Annotated in this window: 12 protein-coding genes and 1 pseudogene; 5 read left to right on the plus strand and 8 right to left on the minus strand. The window is 46.0% G+C overall.

Annotated elements, in window-relative coordinates; translation table 11 throughout:
* Positions 1-108 precede the first annotated feature (108 nt).
* Positions 109-432 (plus strand): DOPA 4,5-dioxygenase family protein, encoded by a 324-nt coding sequence (locus BCU75_RS04700; protein WP_052880068.1) that lies wholly within the window; start codon positions 109-111, stop codon positions 430-432.
* A gap of 132 nt (positions 433-564) precedes the next feature.
* Here BCU75_RS04700 and BCU75_RS24350 read toward each other — a convergent pair whose 3' ends face one another.
* The 5 genes from BCU75_RS24350 to BCU75_RS04720 form a co-directional block, all read right to left on the minus strand.
* Complete coding sequence (locus tag BCU75_RS24350; RefSeq protein ID WP_009844874.1) at positions 565-717, minus strand: hypothetical protein; 153 nt, start codon at positions 715-717, stop codon at positions 565-567.
* Between the two features lie 88 nt (positions 718-805).
* Positions 806-2,098, minus strand: coding sequence for a sensor histidine kinase (locus BCU75_RS04705; RefSeq protein ID WP_102473064.1), 1,293 nt, complete (start codon positions 2,096-2,098; stop codon positions 806-808).
* Positions 2,095-2,769, minus strand: coding sequence for a response regulator transcription factor (locus BCU75_RS04710; protein ID WP_102473065.1), 675 nt, complete (start codon positions 2,767-2,769; stop codon positions 2,095-2,097). Before BCU75_RS04710 ends, BCU75_RS04705 begins: the two co-directional genes overlap by 4 nt.
* An 8-nt stretch (positions 2,770-2,777) precedes the next feature.
* Positions 2,778-3,689 carry a sterol desaturase family protein gene (locus tag BCU75_RS04715; RefSeq protein WP_102473066.1) on the minus strand — a complete coding sequence of 304 codons (912 nt, stop codon included), beginning with the start codon at positions 3,687-3,689 and terminating at the stop codon, positions 2,778-2,780.
* Between the two features lie 11 nt (positions 3,690-3,700).
* A complete protein-coding gene (locus tag BCU75_RS04720; protein WP_102473067.1) occupies positions 3,701-4,336 on the minus strand; it encodes a hypothetical protein in 636 nt (211 codons plus the stop codon).
* A 194-nt stretch (positions 4,337-4,530) separates the two neighbouring features.
* Between BCU75_RS04720 and BCU75_RS04725 the strand changes: the two genes are divergently transcribed.
* From BCU75_RS04725 to BCU75_RS04740, 4 genes and pseudogenes are all read left to right on the plus strand, one after another.
* Complete coding sequence (locus tag BCU75_RS04725) at positions 4,531-5,418, plus strand: ABC transporter six-transmembrane domain-containing protein (RefSeq protein ID WP_102473068.1); 888 nt, start codon at positions 4,531-4,533, stop codon at positions 5,416-5,418.
* Positions 5,408-6,586: an efflux RND transporter periplasmic adaptor subunit gene (locus tag BCU75_RS04730; RefSeq protein ID WP_102473069.1), complete on the plus strand. Its 1,179-nt coding sequence runs from the start codon at positions 5,408-5,410 to the stop codon at positions 6,584-6,586. The genes BCU75_RS04725 and BCU75_RS04730 overlap by 11 nt, the downstream gene beginning before the upstream one ends.
* Positions 6,583-9,768 (plus strand): efflux RND transporter permease subunit, encoded by a 3,186-nt coding sequence (locus BCU75_RS04735; protein WP_102473070.1) that lies wholly within the window; start codon positions 6,583-6,585, stop codon positions 9,766-9,768. The genes BCU75_RS04730 and BCU75_RS04735 overlap by 4 nt, the downstream gene beginning before the upstream one ends.
* Positions 9,765-10,822 (plus strand): annotated as a pseudogene (locus tag BCU75_RS04740) (helix-turn-helix domain-containing protein). Before BCU75_RS04735 ends, BCU75_RS04740 begins: the two are co-directional and overlap by 4 nt.
* A 114-nt stretch (positions 10,823-10,936) precedes the next feature.
* Here the strand turns inward: BCU75_RS04740 and fruA are convergent.
* The 3 genes from fruA to fruB are packed head-to-tail and all read right to left on the minus strand — an operon-like array spanning position 10,937 to position 14,830.
* Positions 10,937-12,694: a PTS fructose transporter subunit IIBC gene (gene fruA, locus BCU75_RS04745; RefSeq protein WP_102473072.1), complete on the minus strand. Its 1,758-nt coding sequence runs from the start codon at positions 12,692-12,694 to the stop codon at positions 10,937-10,939.
* Positions 12,695-12,709: 15 nt separating this feature from the next.
* Complete coding sequence (pfkB, locus tag BCU75_RS04750) at positions 12,710-13,687, minus strand: 1-phosphofructokinase (protein WP_102473073.1); 978 nt, start codon at positions 13,685-13,687, stop codon at positions 12,710-12,712.
* 9 nt (positions 13,688-13,696) lie between these two features.
* Positions 13,697-14,830, minus strand: coding sequence for a fused PTS fructose transporter subunit IIA/HPr protein (gene fruB / locus BCU75_RS04755; protein WP_102473074.1), 1,134 nt, complete (start codon positions 14,828-14,830; stop codon positions 13,697-13,699).
* Positions 14,831-15,087: the final 257 nt, after the last annotated feature.

A 15,087-nucleotide genomic window follows, 5' to 3' on the forward strand; every position in this document is an offset into this window, starting at 1 on the left:
CCTACCCTGTTCTTAGCCCTTTCGAAAGTCAATCCACCTATTTAGATTTAGCTATTGAAGGCGGTTTAGGTATAAAATCGCGACATCATAATTCTAAAGGATGGTGCCATGTACCACGGTCATATTTATTTCCCTCTGCGCTTTGCAGAGCAGGCAGAAACACTGCGTCAGAAAATCCTCTCGGAACGTAAAGATGTGTTAGAGACTTTCCCATTAATACAGCGTTTGGTTGGCCCACATAAGATGCCAATGTTTGAGATTCACTTTGCGAACAAAGAGTCGGGCATTGTTGAGTGGCTTGAGCAAGAGCGCGGTGATATGTCGGTGCTTATTCACCCGGTCACTGGCGGCGAAGAAACGCTAGACCACACAGTACGTGCGATTTGGCTTGGCCGTGAGCTGGGTGTGTTTGAAGAGACACTAAGTAGCTAATTTAATTCGCGCCCGACAGTTTGTAGCTAATATTTGTACTTAGTAACTTAATAACTTAGTAGCTTAGTAATTTAGGTGCTGTCGGGTGTGTCGGTGCGCACCTCGTTTTGCTCATTGTCTGCTGCCGAAATTTTAGCTTCTCCAGCTATTCCCCAGTAACAGTGATACCGCTACCGACACACCTAATGCGATCAATATATTAGGTAAGTACAGCCCCCAAATCGCGACACAAACCGCCACGGTTACCACAGCCCATAACAGTGTTTCTAAAATCCAAGTGCCCATAAAATAACTCCTAACTAGATTGTGCGACTAGCATAACCAAGCAAGGGTAAACTTTTGGTCACCATCAAATAACCATTTGGGCAAATTGCTACAGCATGACTTTAACGATGAACTCATTGTTGTTGGTTTTATGAGTAAACTGCCATCCTTGGTTCTGACAAACGCGATCTATGAGCTCTATGCCGATACCAAAAGAGGTTTGTTGTTCAGAGTCGTTTGCTAGGTTTTGATCTTCCAAACGGTTGGTTACCTCAAACTGATGTTCTGTCAGTGTGATGTTGATATCTCCACTACCACCGTGTTGAAATGCATTTCGGATTAAGTTGGTGAGCACAATCTCAGTTAATTCACGGGGCAGAGTATGCTCTTCTTGCTCAACCTTGGTTTGAATGTCCACTTCTTTATTTTTTAAAAGATAACGTTGGCTTTCGATAATATTATTGAGCAGAGGAGTAAGCTTGATTTGCTCATAGTTGGTTTCTATTTCGTTATTACGACTCATCCATAGCAGAGTCGTCACTAAGGCTTTCATGTTGGTGGCTGAACGTTGGATTCGTGCTACCGCTCGTTGACCGCTGTTAGGGATAGTTTCGGACAACCGAACCAGCATATCGCCACTGGCTGAAATCGTGGCAATCGGTGTTCTTAACTCGTGGCTTGCTGCTCTTAAGAAAAAGCTCTCACGCTCATTGGCCTGACGCTCACCTTGTACGCTCTTAACAAGCAGCGTAGCCAACTGGTCGATTTCTTTGTATCGAAACTGAGTCAGCCCTTCAGTGTTGCCAACATCCAGAGATTCAGACCATTTTGATAGCGTAATGATCGGTTTAGTAACTCGATGTATCAGAAGACGAATGATCAAGAACACCAAGAGTAATAGGACGCCGATGGCAATGAAGGCATTGTTAATTTGGTTGACGGAATCAGGTGGGTTCAGCTCGAATAGATTCAAATAGATGGCTTCATCGTACTCAGAAATGATGTATAAGGTTTCGTCTTTACCTGAAATTTGATGTTTAGCGGCATAGAGGTATTGGCCTGAATCATTGTTAGGTGATTGCTCGTAGTGTTCATAAATCGCATCGTTATCAAACGCTTTCCAATCAAAGGTTTGTTGAAACTTAACAGGCAGCTCTGAATAGCTTAGAAAGGCTTGGAATGTCGGGTTTTGGTAGTCTGGCAGTTGCCCTGTTTCGATGTATTGCTGCTCTGCGACTTCCAGTTCATACAAGAATCCATATTTTGCCGATTCATTAAGGCCAATATGGTAGCTCTGTGACACCATCAAACTGTAGATGGCCGTCAGTAGCACGACGATGCCAAATAAATAGAGGTAGATGTCGCGCTTAATACTGACTCGATTCATGTTCGCGTGTTTCATGATGGCTCCTCATGCAAGACAACACCAATACCATGAACCGTGTGAATTAGTTTTGAGTCAAAGGGAGCATCAACCACTTGTCGAAGCTTAAATAGGTGCGCTTTCACGCTGTCAGAGCTTGGCATTTCGTCTTCCCATGCTTCTTCAAGCTTGGCTTTGCTCACCACGTTAGGGCTGTTTCGAACTAACATAACAAGCATTCGCCAACATACTGGCGAGAGCTTCAATAGCTTGTCGTCTCTAAGGGCTTGGTGCTTGTCTAAGTCCAGTTTGAGATCTGCCACAGACAGCGATGTCACCGAACCTTGAGAGCGACGTATCAGTGCCATCAGCCGTACTTTCAGCTCTTCCATCGCAAAAGGCTTCACTAGATAGTCATCCGAACCCACTTCGAACCCGGCGATTTTGTCTTCTAACGTGTCCCTTGCCGTTAACATAAGGATAGGTGTCGTGACACCTTGTTGGCGAAGAGATTGACAGACATCAAGCCCGTCCATTTTGGGCATGTTGATGTCTGTTAAAATGATGTCATAACGCCCCTCTAACGCAAGATTGAGTCCTGCGCTGCCATTGTAAGCAAAATCGAATTCGAAACCGTCGAGTTCCATATAGTCTGCTATGGCTTCTGCCAAGTCACTGTCGTCTTCAATCAACAGGGCGTTAATGCTCATAAATGTCCTTACTTTGTTTCTCGTTCTCTTTTCCAAGCCCAAATAGGCGGCTGGATAAGAAGCTGTAGTCGGTAGTTCCAAGTTGGCGCGTGCCATAACTGTTGGCACAGTTTAACGTAGCCGTGGAAATATACCTTAAATGGGTTCACAGAGTTGATTCTCGGGAATACGCCATATCTGACTTCTTCCTCTTCTTTGGCGAAGGTGCCGAACATACGATCCCAAATGATAAAGATCCCAGCGTAGTTCTTATCAAGATACTGCTTGTTGGTCGCGTGATGCACTCTGTGGTGTGAAGGCGTATTAAACACCGCTTCAACAGGGCGGGGCAGACGCTTAACTGTTTCGGTGTGCAATAGCGTTTGATAAAGCTGCACAAAGGTTTCACACATCAGCACCACAAACGGATTGAATCCGAGCAGGATTAACGGCAAATAAAAGAAGAATGGGAAGAACCAATCTAACGGCCCAAATCGGTAAGCTACCGAGATATTAAAGTAAGGCGAGCTATGGTGAACCGAGTGCGTTCCCCAAGCTAAACCGTTGCTGTGTAAGAACCTATGCTCCCAATAGTACGCGAGATCGGCCAAGATCAAGCAACCCAGAATTGTCCAACCAGATATCGGTAGCTGAGTTAGGCTGAAATTCTCGTAAGCGTAAACAAACGTGCCCACATAGGCTAACCCTACGAAGAAAAGGGTAACCAACAAGAAGAACAAAGTGACTAAGTTAGTAGCGCTGTCTCCCAACATATTCCAGCTGAGTTTTTTCTTAAAGGCATAGCGGATAAGCTCAAAGATAAACAGAGCCAGAGCAAGCAGCAGAAAATTATCATCTACCCAAGTTTCGGTTAGGATGATGCTCGTTTCTGTGAATGTTTGAGAGAGAAAATTCCCAATGCTATCCATAGTGAAATCCATAACTAAATCCTTTACTGATTGTTCTTATAATAGACGTATAACTCATTAGAATCTGGCAACCCATGCTGATTCAGCTGGTGATGTTCTATAACCATATCCACTTCTTTTAGAATCGCGATACCTTCCCAAGCATGTGCTAGTTCCTGTTCAGTATGTTCGCCTTTACCTAGCAGAAGGGTGCCCTTGGCTTTGCTTGGAACCTTAATTAAGGGTTTGTTTTTATTTAATTTTGATTGCTGAGTCGGGAAGCCAATCGTGATTGTTGCTTCGCTGAAATCTAAGCTGATGTCTTGATAGATCACGATGACTTGTTGCTGTTGCTGTTTCTGGTGTTTAGATACTGCTTCGTCATTGGTGTCGAGTTGCTGATAGAAATCCACCCACAACTCTGGAACATCCTCTAATGGAATCGTCTTACTTAAACCTTGCAGATAAGTCGTGTTTGCAGTCGCCTGTGGTTTTACCTCTACGGGCTTATTTGTTAGCGGCTTACTTATTGATGACTGTTTCTTTGAGGACTTGTTCGTTGATGACTCAGTGATTGGCTGCTCTGTCGATGCCTCTGCAATCGCTGGCTGAATATGTAATAGCCCCCAAACAACACCAGTAATACCGACTGTCGTGAGTAGTGAAGCGAATAATTTCATGCTCTTTCCTTGTTGTTCATTTTTCTTATCAAGGACAGTAAAGGAGGTGAGGTAAACAAAAGGTAACCGAGCGGGCTTTTTAGTGGTCAACAGCGAATCCGTCGATTGCCTAATTTGTTAATACAGCAATTTGGGACACTTTTTTCCATGTGGGATTGGTAATACTGACGCCATATTCATTTATGGGCTCAATAATGCTATTCAAATATCCCATCTCACTGCTGACGATTATTCGGCTTAACCCATTTAAGGTCGCCACGACTTGGTTAATGGTATTGGCTGAAAACGTGATGCTTATTCTGCTGCCGCTGTTTATTGGTTACGCCATCGACGGAGTGCTAAATCAGAGATTTCAGCCTTTGATGATGTTGGCACTGATTCTTTTTGTACTGGTGATCATCAGTGTCGTTCGTCGTTTTTACGATACTCGCGTGTATGGTGCTATTCGCGTAAAACTGGCCAATCTTGTTGAGCGTAACCTGCGCGGTTTATCTATTTCGACCAAAGACGCTCGGCTAACCATGTCTCGTGAGCTGGTTGATTTTCTAGAAGATGATTTGCCTACTTTGATGACGGCGATCGTTCAGCTGGTCGCGACGGTGGTTATCCTCTCAACGTTTCACTTCTCATTGGCGCTTTGCATGTTGTTTGCAGGGTTATCGATGCTGGTTATCTACGGCGTATTCCACCGAACATTTACACGACTTAATGGCCAATTTAACGACCAAGTTGAACAGCAAGTGAAACTACTGAGCGGTGTTCGTTTATCTGCACTTCGTTGGCACTTTGAGCGTCTAAAACAGTGTGAAATCAAGTTGTCTGATACCGAAGCCGTTGTCTATGGTCTGATTTTTATCGTGTTGTTTGGCGCGGTCATCGGCAATTTATGGATGGTGAGTCAGCTTACAGAGCCTACCGCAGGGCAAGTTTTTTCTATCGTTACCTATTCACTGGAGTTTGTTGAAACCGCAGTGATGTTACCAATCACATTACAAACCCTTTCTCGTCTCACTGAAATCAGTCAGCGCCTTAATCACACCTCCATTCAACAGGTTACCAAGGAGATACCTCATGAAATTTAAAAAGCCACTTTCTGTATTAGTCGGTTGCGCAGCCATCTTTATCGCGTTGGTTGTCGTAGATGAATTGGAACCTGAAGCTACCCAGCCAGTGAAGAAAGAAGCCGTCCTTTCCCCAGTTTCAGTGTTAGAGGTGACACCATCACAGCATCAATCGACGTTAACGGTATTAGGTGTGACCGCTGCTCGTTGGTCTGTGCAGTTGAAAGCATCTAGCAGCGCGCAATTAAAATGGTTAGATGAAAGCGTTGAACCGGGGAATTTGGTTAACAACGGCGATGTGTTGGCAAGGTTAGATACTAGCGCAGTTGATGCGAACTTGGCTCAGGCGTTGAGCTCATTGAAACAAGCAGAATTAGAATTGGAGCAGGCTAAGCACGAACAAACGGTCGCGTTAAAAATGCTGAACTCGAAAACGAGTTCGTCTTTTGCTCGCAGAGAGCCTCAATTACTTGCAGCGAAAGCTAATCTGAAACAAGCGAAACAGGCTTACTTAAGTGCGCAGAAGTTGTTGGAAGAATCAGTGATTACTGCGCCTTTTGATGCTGTGATCATGAAACGCCATATCAGCCCGAGAGAGTGGATAGAGGCGGGGCAAGTGACCTTTGAATTGGCTGCCAGTGATTCGATTGATATCGAGTTGCCGATTTCTGAAATGCATTGGCAACAAGTCCAAGCCGCTCTGAGTGAGCCGAGTATCACAGTAGTGAGTCGTTCTGGGAATCAGTGGCCTGCCAAGGTGCGTTATGTGTCTCCACAAGTTGACTCGGTCACTCGCCAAAGGCAAGTCGTGCTTTCGGTTGAGGCACCTTATCAAAGTAAACCAAGATTGTTTCCAAATCAGCAGGTCCAGGCGGTGGTTAATCTTGGGCTGAAGGATAACGTAGTCAGCGTGCCTTTAAGTGCGATGACACGAGACGGATATGTGTGGACGTTAGACAATAATGATCGTCTACGTAAAGAGTCGGTATCTTTGATTGGGCAAGGTAATCAGGTGCTCGATATTCGGTTTAATCAGCAAAGTGAACAGGTTCGCAGAGTGGTGCAATATCCACTTTCTTCGATGTTAATTGGTAAGCAAGTCGCGCCTAACTTCTATCAAGATGATAGTTCAGAATCGATGATCGCGAGCCAATCTGATGATGAACAGATTCAGGAGACGAACCAATGAGTTGGATGACTAAATGGTTTATCAATAACCCTGTTGCTGCCAATTTGTTGATGATGGCGATCGTGATCAGTGGTGTGCTTGCATTCGGACAATTGCGTGTTGAGTCGTTTCCACAAATCGCACCCTCTTCCATTAGTATCAGCGTTACTTACCCTGGCGGCACGGCGCAACAGATCGATGAGAGTGTTACCCAGCGAATCGAAGAGTCAATCAGCGGTATTGCAGGCATCAAACAGATCACCAGTCAGTCGAGTGCTGGGGTTTCTCAGGTCATGGTCCGTAAAACCAGTAGCACTGATTTAGACAAGCTTCTGGACGACATTCGTAATCAAGTCAACGCGATTAATGGTTTTCCCGTACAAGCGGACAGGCCACAAGTTGTGCGAAACGAATTTACCAATTTAGCGGCGTTTGTGGTGGTGTCGGGGCCAAGAACCGATGACGAGCTGCAACCGATCGCCAAGCAACTTGAACAAGCGCTGAAGAAGAATCCGCGTATCTCGAAGGTATCAAATTGGGGAACTCGCACATCTCAATTGGTTATCGAGCCAGATCCTGACCAACTGAAAGCGTTGGGGTTGAGCTTAGAAGATCTCGCAGAGCTCGTTGAGCAGCGTTCGCTTGAGACTCGTAGCGGTGAACTGATTAGTGACAAAGGCCGAATGGTGATTCGTGGTGACGGATACGCCGATGATTTACAGAAGTTGAATCAGCTTGTTGTGATTTCAGGAAGCAACGGGAAAATACTGCTGGGTGATATCGCCAAGTTAAGTCGTGGTTACCAATACAGTGGCTCTATCGTGCGTAACAACGGCTCTAACGCCATTGCATTATTGGTCAGTACGAGCCAAACCGACAACCTGCTCAAAGTCAGCAAAGCGATTAGTGAAACGCTCGATGCCCAACGCGCGATTTTGCCGTCGGATATTGAGTTGAATACCATGGCTGACATGGCGCCTTACATTGAAGAGCAGCTATTTCGTTTGAGTGATAATGCATGGCAAGGCTTATTGATCGTCGTAGTTCTACTTGGGATCTTTCTTGAAATTAGGCTCGCGTTTTGGGTTGCAATGGGTATTCCAATTGCGCTGACTGGAACCTTGGCAGCAATGCAGTTGTTCAACTACAGCATCAACGATATCACCTTGTTTGGTTTTATTTTGGTACTCGGTGTGCTGGTGGACGATGCGGTTGTTGTAGGTGAAGCAATACATGAAAAACGGACGGGGAACGGCAGTAGATCCGGGAATCTAAGCATAAATGGTTTCTCAAAGGTAAACGGCCCCTCTGATATAAACGGAAAGATAGCCGCTTGGCAGGGCGTGCATTCTGTGTCGGTGGCAACTGTATTTGGTGTGCTGACAACCATCGCAGCGTTTTCTCCAATGCTCTGGATTAACAATGAGCTAGCTAAAGTGTTGGCTGGGTTTTCAGCAGTTGTGATCTTTGCGCTGATATTCTCGCTTATCGAAAGTAAATTTATTTTGCCGTCACACTTGGCTCAGCTTTCCGTGAAAAAGCCATCGAAGGGTTTGTTCGCCAAGGTTCAGAATGCTGCTCAAGGCGGGTTACAGTGGTTTAATCTCAACATCTACAAGCCAGTATTGGAATTTGCACTTGGCTACAAAGTCGCGTCCTTGCTTGGGTTTGTGGCGGTTATCTCATTGGCTTATGGCATGTGGTCTAACGGTGCGATTCGAAGTGCGCTGTTTCCTGAAATTCCGGGGCGTTACATCACCTCGGTTATTGAGCTAGAAGATGGCGCGCCGTTGCCTTTACTGCGCCAAGCCTTGTTGCAAGTTGAGCAAGCGATAACGCAAGTAGAAAAAGGCTTGATGGACGATTACCCATTACAGGAAAAGCCTGTTGTGAACCTGCTTGCTTGGTCTGATGGCTATGGCGAAATCGAAGTCACAGCTGAGCTCACCAACGAATCTTTAAGCTTATTGCCGGGTAATTTATTGTTGAAGCGATGGAGAGAAAACACAGGGCAAATCGAAGGTGCTTATTCGGTTAAATTTAGCGCGGCAGAGGAGCCTGCTGGTGGAACATTCTTAACGATCTCTTCTAATGATCGTGAGCTTGCTTCTTTAGTTAGCGAGGAGCTAGCGGATACTTTGGCTTCGTTGAAAGGCGTATCGGATGTCTACGACGACGGTCAGGACGGTTTACCGCAAGTTCGCTTGGTGTTGAATCAATATGGTCAGCAGCTAGGGTTAACGCAAGCGAAACTGGCTCAGCTAGCAGGCGAAGCGTTTGGCGAAAGAGAAGTGCATCGCCTGTTAGAAAATGGGCAAGAGACCAAGGTGCTTCTGCAATATCCAAGAGAGGAGCGCAGAACCTTAGCTCAGCTACAACTGGCACTTGTCATGTTACCTAATGGCGGAAGTGTGATGATGGGGGATATTGCTGAGTTTCGTCATGAGCAAGAACCGCAAGTGGTTTACCGCCGTGACCGAGAACAAGTGATCAACCTATATTGGAAGCAGAACCGAGACTTGCAATCACCAGAGAAAACACGTGAGCAACTCGAAGATACGATTGAATCTCTGCACTTACAGTTTCCAAGTGTAACGATAAAAGCGGGCGGCGAATTTGAAGAAATAGGTGAGGTGTCGAACGGCTTCAAATCAGCGATGATACTAACGCTCATCATTATCTACATTTTGTTGGCGGTGCCTTTGAAGTCCTATTGGCAGCCGATGATCATCATGGCCGTGATACCGTTTGGCTTTGCAGGTGCGATTTTTGGTCACTACTTGATGGATTTACCCATCAGTATTCTTTCGATGTTCGGCATGATGGCCATGACAGGCATCGTGATTAATGATTCGCTAGTGTTGATCACACGCTTTAATAGTGAATATCGCCAAGGTGTGCCGTTACAGGAAGCGTTAATCATTGCGGGTACTATCCGCTTGAGAGCGATTTTCTTGACCACCATTACAACGGTGTGTGGATTGTTGCCATTGCTAAGCGAAACTGCAGAACAGGCGCAATACTTGAAACCAGCAGCAGTATCTTTGGTGTTTGGTGAGTTGTTTGCCACTGCGGTGACTCTGATTTTGATTCCGGTGCTGCTTGGTCTGTTTTGTCGCAAATCGCCGCCAGTTGAAAATCTAATCGAACAAGAAGCACATGAACAAGATTCATTAGAAGAACTCACTTTGGAGCGCTCGTGATTGATTTTATAAAGGACAAAGACGATAGTGAAGCCAAGCTATCCAATTCAATAAAGCCTTCCAGTTCGGCGAAGCTAGCTGACAGTAAGACTAAGCCAATGTACCTGAGATCCAAGACTGTATGACGCAAGAGAACAAACCTGCTTTGCATTTGGTGCAAGGTTTTAAACTGGTGCCTGAGATTGCATTGATTGAATCTTTGCCAGAGCACCTTCAAAAACGCTTTACGCATGCATTGACCTTGATGCATGAAGAGTGGGGTGAGCGTCGCTCGTGGGAAGAAATCGCAACCGAGAGCGCTATTTCGCCCTACCATTTTCATCGTCAGTTTACTGAGCTGTTTAACGAAACTCCGGGTCAGTATCTAAGCCGAGTTCGGTTACAAATCGCGGTGGGTTTGTTGATCAATGATGAGCCGTGGAGCGTGATTGAAATTGCTCAGTATTGTGGCTACTCATCGTCACAGTCATTAGGTAAGGCGCTTAAGCGCGAGCTTGGGGTTACTGCAAAACATATTCGAGAAATGGGCTACAACGCGACGCCTAAAGAAACGGCAGACTTCATCCAGAAATTGGCACATCCAGGTGTGCAGTCTTCGATGGAGAAAGAGCTAGTTAAATCTATGCCGATCGAGCTGGTTTGGTATCCAGAACGCGGCATGCAAAAGCTTAAGTTGGAAGATCCTGATTGGGACACGGTATTTGAAATCTATGGTCAGAAATCGACGCACTTGATGGGAACCACACCAATAAAACAGATGAACAATAAATGGGACGACATCGACGCTGAAATTGGAAATTGGCAAGTCGCGAAAGATCGTTACGATATGACCATTCCTGAAGGCTACTACTTATGCAGCGACGTTTATCTGGTTTCGGATGTGGCGTACAGCACAGCCTTAGAAGCTCTGTTTAAGGCGGTTGAGCAACAAGGTTTGAAGTTAGATGTGCAAGGTTATTTGGTGGAGATGGTTCGCCACATAGATGATGACGAAGTGGAAGGGGTGACCTTCTCTTTCCAGTTGCCCATCTTAACGACCCAAGACAACGAATAATAAAAAGGCTCCTCAAATGAGGAGCCTTTGTTTTGTTTCAAGGAGCCATTTTACCAAGGGACTGGTTATCAGAGCCTCTGTTCATCGGGATTAGTCGTTAAACAAAGTAGGGGATTAAGCCTCTGCTGTCACTTTATCGCTGCTCATCTTTTTAAGAGCTGCGTAACCAAAACCTGTTACCGCTGTACCTGCTGCAATCGCCACTAGGTACATAAGAACTGGAGAGATAGCGCCCGGAATTAGCAGTACGAACAAGCCGCCGTGTGGAGCCATTAGTTGTGCACCAAACATCATTGATAGAGCGCCCGTTAGTGCGCCACCTGCCATACAAGCAGGGATAACACGCATTGGATCTTTCGCTGCGAATGGAATTGCACCTTCAGAGATGAAACATAGGCCAAGAACGAATGATGCTTTACCTGCTTCACGTTCGCCCGCTTCAAACTTGTCTTTCACTAGGAAAGTCGCAAGGCCCATACCTAGAGCTGGAACCATACCTGCTGCCATGATTGCTGCCATTGGTGCGTAAGTTTGCGAAGCCAGTAGACCTACACCGAAAGTGTAAGCTGCTTTGTTTACAGGGCCACCAAGGTCGAAACACATCATAGCGCCTAGAATCACACCCAGAAGAATCGCATTAGACGTTCCCATGTTGTTTAGGAAAGTTGTCATTGCGCTCATCACGCCAGAAACAGGGCCACCCACGATGTAAACCATCACAAGACCAGTGAACAAACTCGCGATAAACGGAATGATTAGGATTGGCTTGAGGGCTTCCATGGATTGTGGAAGTTGAACCTTGTCGGCAATGAATTTCGCTGCGTAACCGGCAATGAAACCTGCTGCGATACCACCTAGGAAACCTGCGCCCGTTGAGCTAGCCAGCATACCGCCGATTAGACCCGGAGCCAGACCCGGACGGTCAGCAATTGAGAATGCAATGAAACCAGCAAGAACAGGAATCATCAGTGCGAATGCAGAACCACCACCGATAGTCATCAGTGCTGCTGCTAATGTGCCTTCTTCTTTAAACGCTTCAATACCGAATACGAAAGAGAGAGCGATGATCAAACCACCTGCAACAACCACTGGAAGCATGTGCGATACACCTGTCATTAGGTGCTTGTACACGCCTTTCTTCTCGTCAGTAGGTGCTGAATTTGAAGACGCTGTGTGTTGGTATGGTTTAGCTTCTGCGAATGCTTTTTCCATCTCTTGCTTTGTTTTCTTCAAAGCAGGACTTGTCGTTGTTTTGTACAGCGCTTTGCCGTTAAAACGATCAAGAGGAACGTCGATGTCTGCAGCGATGATAACAAGATCAGCGTCTGCGATTTCTTGGTCTGTCAGTTGGTTTTTAGCACCTACAGAGCCGCGAGTTTCCACTTTAATTTGGTGACCTAAGCGTTTGCCTTCTGTTTCAAGCGCTTCAGCGGCCATAAAGGTATGTGCAACACCAGTTGGGCAAGCGGTAATCGCAACGATCTTCTTGCTGTTTGTTACTGGAGAAGTGCCAGTTGCAGCAACTGTTTCTTTAACTAATTCGTCAGAGATTTGCGAAGCGTCTAAGACTGTTGCACCTGCTACCGCTTTCTCTAGAAATGCTTTTGCATCAGCAGTGCATTCAGAGATAGCCGCTTGATACACTTTCTTGCCGACAAAACGCGTTTTATCAACGTTGGTGTTAGCTGCGATAACTACAACGTCGCTGCTGTCGATAGTGTCTTGCGATACAGTTGAGTCAGGTAGCACGCTTGATTGACATTCAATAGCGGCGTTCCAACCCAGTGCTTTTGTCGCTTGCTCTAACAACCCTGCGGCGATGATGCTGTTTGCTACGCCACTAGGGCAAGCTGTGATAATGGTAATATTCATAATAAACCTTTTGTCCTATTTGCTTGTGTCTAACTGGCTAGTTGGAGCACTAAGCGACTGTAATTGGATATTTTGTAGTACTGAATCCAGCTCTTGTTGGCTGGTGATGCCCACGCCTACCTGCGATACTGCTAGAGCAGATAGGGCGGTTGCGAATTTAATGAGTTCTGGTTTTGGCATCTGTTGCATGTGACCCCAACATAAGCCTGCAACTAATGTGTCACCTGCGCCCACCGTGCTTACCACTTGCATACGCGGTGGCTGAGCATGTAACCATTCACCTTGGTTTAGCCACATCACACCTTCAGCACCAAGTGATACCACGATGTTTTCAATGCCTTTTTCACTTAGGGCTTGGCCTGCGTGTTGGCATTGGTCACGTGTTGTCAGTTCTGCGTTGAACAGCTGAGACAGCTCTTCGTCGTTTGGCTTAATCAACCAAGGTTGTGCATTGATACCGGCTTTAAGTGCGTCACGGCTGCTATCAAATAACACTTTCTTACCTAAATCGTGTAAGCGTTGAACCCAAGAAGCGCAAAGTTCAGGGGAGATGCCTTGTGGCAAGCTGCCAGCAATCACGAAGTAATCGTGTGTTTCAGCAAGCTCTAACAAGGTTTCTTCAAACGCTTTGATAGCATCAGAATTAACAGGAACACCTGGGAAGTTGATGTCGCTTACTTGGCCTGAATTCTCTACCAACTTCACGTTGATACGAGTTGCGCCGTCGACACGGATAAAGCGGTCAGTTGCGCCCATTTGTTCGAACAGTTGGCAGAATGCTTCTTCGTTATTGCGACCAAGGAAACCTGTTACGGTCACTTTCGCGCCAAGCTCTGAAAGTACTTTTGCTACGTTTACGCCTTTGCCCGCAGCATGAAGAGAACCTTTGTTCACTAAGCTCACTGAACCCACGTTAAGTGCGTCGATAGCGCCTGTCAGGTCGAGAGCAGGGTTTAGCGTAACGGTAACGGCTTTGATTTGTTTATCAGACATATCGACTCCTTAACCTTCACCAAGGCCTGAAGCGATAGCTTTGCCAATCGATTCAAGTGCTTGTGCTGCATCTTCACCGTCAGCAACAAACTGAAGCTGGTGGCCGTGTTTAACGCCAAGTGCGATTACTTTCATCAAGCTCTTCGCGTTCACTTCTTTTCCGTCACCATCTAGGTTTGAAACGCGGATTGTTGATTCGAATTTCTTCGCTTCAGCCACCAGCATTGCACCCGGACGAGCGTGTAGGCCGTGCGCGTTTTTGATTTTGAATACTGCGCAGTTGTCATCGTCTTGAGACGCTGTAGAAACCGCTTCACCTTTTAGAAGGCCAATCACTTGTGCAATGTCAGCGGTTAACAGTTGTTGCTGTTTACCTTCGAAAACCATCTTGCTTAGGTTTGCCAGAATAGACTGGTGTGCGCTGTTACAAGCTGCGAATGCGACCAATGCTTTCACTGGTGTGCCTTCGTACTCACAATGGTTTGCTGTTGAAACAAACGATACGCCAGTTCGAGTCACGCCTTTATCGCTGCCCAACAACCACAGGCCTTGGCCTAGGTGAGTTGGAGTTTTTGTTACTAGGTCAGCAACGAATGCGTTGTCAGTACAGCCTGTATTTTTCAGTAGGCCGCCCGCAACAGCAGACATTTGAACCATGTCGCTTGCAGGGAACAGTAGTTGAACTAAAGAAGCGTCTAGGTCTGCTTCTAGCTGAACTTCGCCATTAAGTAGGGCGATGATTTCGTCTTCTGATTTCGCCTGCTTTAATTTCTCTTCAACACCGTCTGCCGCTAGAACCTTTGTTAGCTGCTTAAGGATGCCTAAGTGCTCGTCAGATTTCGCTGCAATACCAATTGCTACGTAAACACGGTTGCTGTCTGCCCAATCAATGCCTTCAGGGAAGTGGTGAACAGCTACGCCTGTCTCTTTTACTAGGCCACGCGTGTCAGTGGTGCCGTGAGGAATCGCGATGCCGTTACCTAGGAACGTCGAGTTCTGGTTTTCACGGTTCAGCATTCCTTCAACGTAACCAGAATCCACTAAGCCTTTTGCGGTTAGGTCGCCAGCAATGTTCTGGATAGCTTTGAATTTGTCATCGGCCGTTTGACCAAGAGTGATGTCAGATTTTGATAATTTAAGCATGGTGCCTCTTTAGCGTATCGCTTGAGAATTTGTGTATCGCTACGATTCAGTCTAGAGCAAGTATTAGTGAGCTTTACTCGTTGCTTTGCTCTTTGTTTTACTTTAGCTGAATCGGTTCAGCATTCAGTGTAAAAAAATTCAGCAAAGCCGATTTTGGGTTTCAAAATAGTTTTGCTGCGTGTCGTAATTTCAGTTTCGTTAATAACGAGAAGTTGAATCACGACAAATGACGCTCAATCCATACAAAAGGATGATTG

Origin of the sequence: Vibrio splendidus, from assembly GCF_002873455.1 — a bacterium.
GTDB lineage: Bacteria > Pseudomonadota > Gammaproteobacteria > Enterobacterales > Vibrionaceae > Vibrio > Vibrio splendidus_J.

What these genes read in the sequence shown, in the direction of transcription:
- BCU75_RS04700 (WP_052880068.1), top strand. Translation starts at nt 109, where the DNA reads ATGTACCACGGTCATATTTATTTCCCTCTGCGCTTTGCAGAGCAGGCA.
- BCU75_RS24350 (WP_009844874.1), bottom strand. Translation starts at nt 717, where the DNA reads ATGGGCACTTGGATTTTAGAAACACTGTTATGGGCTGTGGTAACCGTG.
- BCU75_RS04705 (WP_102473064.1), bottom strand. Translation starts at nt 2,098, where the DNA reads ATGAAACACGCGAACATGAATCGAGTCAGTATTAAGCGCGACATCTAC.
- BCU75_RS04710 (WP_102473065.1), bottom strand. Translation starts at nt 2,769, where the DNA reads ATGAGCATTAACGCCCTGTTGATTGAAGACGACAGTGACTTGGCAGAA.
- BCU75_RS04715 (WP_102473066.1), bottom strand. Translation starts at nt 3,689, where the DNA reads ATGGATTTCACTATGGATAGCATTGGGAATTTTCTCTCTCAAACATTC.
- BCU75_RS04720 (WP_102473067.1), bottom strand. Translation starts at nt 4,336, where the DNA reads ATGAAATTATTCGCTTCACTACTCACGACAGTCGGTATTACTGGTGTT.
- BCU75_RS04725 (WP_102473068.1), top strand. Translation starts at nt 4,531, where the DNA reads ATGCTATTCAAATATCCCATCTCACTGCTGACGATTATTCGGCTTAAC.
- BCU75_RS04730 (WP_102473069.1), top strand. Translation starts at nt 5,408, where the DNA reads ATGAAATTTAAAAAGCCACTTTCTGTATTAGTCGGTTGCGCAGCCATC.
- BCU75_RS04735 (WP_102473070.1), top strand. Translation starts at nt 6,583, where the DNA reads ATGAGTTGGATGACTAAATGGTTTATCAATAACCCTGTTGCTGCCAAT.
- fruA (WP_102473072.1), bottom strand. Translation starts at nt 12,694, where the DNA reads ATGAATATTACCATTATCACAGCTTGCCCTAGTGGCGTAGCAAACAGC.
- pfkB (WP_102473073.1), bottom strand. Translation starts at nt 13,687, where the DNA reads ATGTCTGATAAACAAATCAAAGCCGTTACCGTTACGCTAAACCCTGCT.
- fruB (WP_102473074.1), bottom strand. Translation starts at nt 14,830, where the DNA reads ATGCTTAAATTATCAAAATCTGACATCACTCTTGGTCAAACGGCCGAT.